We start from the raw sequence: 3,291 nt of genomic DNA, 5'->3' as shown, positions 1-3,291 counted from the left end.
CCCCTTGACAAAGGAACAGGACGAAACTGAAACAGGTTAAGGTAGAAAGGGCATACGACGGATGCCTAGGCACTTACAGCCGACGAAAGACGCAGCAAGCGGCGAAACGCCGCGGGGAGCCGCAAGCAGGCCTCGATCCGCGGATATCTGAATGGGGCAACCCCACGGGAGCAGACCCGTGACTCCGTAAAGGAGAGGAACCCGGTGAAGTGAAACATCTCAGTAGCCGGAGGAAAAGAAATCGCAGAGATCCCCCCAGTAGTGGTGAGCGAACAGGGGCCAGCCTAAACCCATACAGTGCAAGGCAGCAGCCGTTGCTGTATAGGGAGTTGCGGGACAGTCGGGGAAGCGCTGCTGAGCTTCCGCAGAGTGAGAAAAGATCGAGTTAGTCGAATCGTGTTGGAAAAGCGAGCCGCAGAGCGTGAAAGCCGCGTAGACGAAAACCCGGTCCCTCTGAAGACCCAATCCCAAGTAGAGCGGAGCACGAGAAATTCCGTTTGAATCCGGGCCGCCCATGGTCCAAGGCTAAATACTGTAAGTGACCGATAGCGCATAGTACCGAGAGGGAAAGGTGAAAAGCACCCCGGGAGGGGAGTGAAAGAGACCTGAAATCGTATGCCTACAAGCAGTTGGAGCTTGAAATACAGCGATGTATGGAAAGTGACAGCGTGCCTATTGAAAAATGAGCCGGCGAGATATTGCATGCAGCGAGGTTAAGGGATGAAGTTCCGGAGCCGAAGCGAAAGCGAGTTCGAAGAGAGCGCGAAGTTGCCTGCAATAAACCCGAAGCCTGACGATCTAGCCATGGGCAGGTTGAAGTGGGGGTGAAACCCCATGGAGGACCGCACCAGTGCCTGTTGAAAAAGTCTTGGATGACCTGTGGTTAGGAGTGAAAAGCTAATCGAGTTAGGTAATAGCTGGTTCTCCCCGAAATGCATTGAGGTGCAGCCTTGATGGATTCGTGTCGAGGGTAGAGCGACTGACAGCTCAAGCGGTCCTGGGGGATTTGCGCGAGCCATCAAACTCCGAATATCGACACGAGAAAGTCAGGAGTGAGACCGCGGGTGATAAGGTTCGTGGTCGAAAGGGAAACAGCCCAGATCATCAGCTAAGGCCCCGAAGAGCATGCTAAGTGTGACAAGGATGTAGGGACCCGGAAACAGCCAGGAGGTTGGCTCAGAAGCAGCCATCCTTTAAAGAGTGCGTAACAGCTCACTGGTCGAGGACCCCCGCGCCGAAAATGTAGGGGGCTAAGCATGCCGCCGAAGCTATGGGATGGAGAAATCCATCGGTAGGGGAGCGTAGTCAGCGGGACGAAGCGAAATTGTAAAGTTTCGTGGACAGCTGAGTAGTGAGAATGCCGGCATGAGTAACGACATATTTGCGAGAATCAAATACACCGGAAGACCAAGGATTCCTGGGGAAGGTTGATCCGCCCAGGGTAAGGCGGGACCTAAGTCAAGGCTGAAAAGCGTAGATAATGGACAGCAGGTCGAAATTCCTGCCCCGCGATAAGTTCGCTACGACCGAAGCAGCGACGCAGAAAGCTAGACAGGCCGGCTGATGGAATAGCCAGTCCAAGGAAGCAGGTTGGAGAGACAGTCAAGCACATCTCTCCGTCAAGACCGAGATCCGAGAGGGAGCCTCTTTCGAGGCGAAGCTGTTGAAGCTCTGCTGCCAGGAAAACCTGCTAGGGAGAACTTATGGCGCCCGTACCCGAAACCGACACAGGTGGTCAAGCTGAGCAAGCTAAGGTGAGTGGAATAACTCTCGTTAAGGAACTCTGCAAGTTAACTCCGTAACTTAGGGAGAAGGAGTGCTGCCCCCGTCAATCGTAAGGTGAAGCGGGGAGCAGCCACAGAAACCAGGCTCAAGCGACTGTTTACCAAAAACACAGGACTCTGCATAAGACGCAAGTCGAAGTATAGAGTCTGACGCCTGCCCGGTGCTGGAAGGTTAAATGGAAGAGTGAGCCGCAAGGCGCAGCTTAGAAATGAAGCCCCAGTAAACGGCGGCCGTAACTATAACGGTCCTAAGGTAGCGAAATTCCTTGTCGGGTAAGTTCCGACCTGCACGAATGGCGTAACGATTTGAGCGCTGTCTCAACGAGAGATCCAGTGAAATTGTGGTACCGGTCAAGACGCCGGTTACCCGTGGTAGGACGGAAAGACCCCATGGAGCTTTACTGTAGCCTGATACTGATATTTGAAATTTCATGCACAGGATAGGTGGGAGGCGAAGAAGAGAGAGCTTTGGCTTTCTTTGAGCCGACGTTGGGATACCACCCTTGTGATTTCGAATGTCTAACTTTAGCGTCTGAATCGACGAAGAGGACACAGTCAGGTGGGCAGTTTGACTGGGGCGGTCGCCTCCCAAAGAGTAACGGAGGCGCGCAAAGGTCAACTCATGGCGAATGGAAACCGCCAAGAGAGCGCAAGGGTATAAGTTGGCTTAACTGCGAGAGAGACATCTCGAGCAGAGACGAAAGTCGGTCCTAGTGATCCGGCGGTGCTGAATGGAAAGGCCGTCGCTCATCGGATAAAAGCTACCCTGGGGATAACAGGCTGATCTCCCCCGAGAGTTCCCATCGACGGGGAGGTTTGGCACCTCGATGTCGGCTCGTCGCATCCTGGGGCTGTAGCAGGTCCCAAGGGTTGGTCTGTTCGCCCATTAAAGCGGTACGCGAGCTGGGTTCAAAACGTCGTGAGACAGTTTGGTCCCTATCCACCACGGGCGCAAGATATTTGAGGGGAGCTGCTCCTAGTACGAGAGGACCGGAGTGGACGTACCACTGGTGTATCTGTTGTGGCGCCAGCCGCATAAGCAGAGTAGCCAAGTACGGCCCGGATAACCGCTGAAGGCATCTAAGCGGGAAACCGCCCCCAAGATGAGATATCTCATACCAGAAGGTAGTAAGGTGTCCCCGAGACGAGGGGTTTGATAGGCCGGGAATGGAAGCGTTGCGAGACGTTGAGTTAACCGGTACTAATACACCGAGGCCTTAACCTGTTTCAGTTTCGTGCTGTTTCGAGAGAAGAAGAACGAAACGAAGACGAAGAACCGAAGAAACAAGAAGAAGCAAAAAGAAGAGACAAAAAAGAGAAGAGAAACGGAAAGATTTTGCTTTCGCGCCGCTCGCGGATGCGTCCATGACGGCGGCGGAAGTAGGATAGAACAGAGATACTGGTGATAAAAGCGGAGGGGGTCCACCCGGTCCCATGCCGAACCCGGCAGTTAAGCCCTCACGCGCCGATGGTACTGCGATTCGCTTCGCGGGAGAGTAGGTCCTCG

2 rRNA genes are annotated in these 3,291 nt (G+C 54.0%); both read left to right on the top strand.

The annotated features are described in order from the left end of the window. Window positions 1–34 precede the first annotated feature (34 nt). Window positions 35–3,009 (top strand): 23S ribosomal RNA (locus HMPREF7215_RS02860). Window positions 3,010–3,182: 173 nt separating this feature from the next. Beyond that, a 5S ribosomal RNA gene (gene rrf, locus HMPREF7215_RS02855) occupies window positions 3,183–3,291 on the top strand; the annotation flags it as partial.

The organism is Pyramidobacter piscolens W5455 (assembly GCF_000177335.1).
Classification (GTDB): domain Bacteria; phylum Synergistota; class Synergistia; order Synergistales; family Dethiosulfovibrionaceae; genus Pyramidobacter; species Pyramidobacter piscolens.
This window is presented reverse-complemented; position numbering and strand designations above follow the sequence as displayed.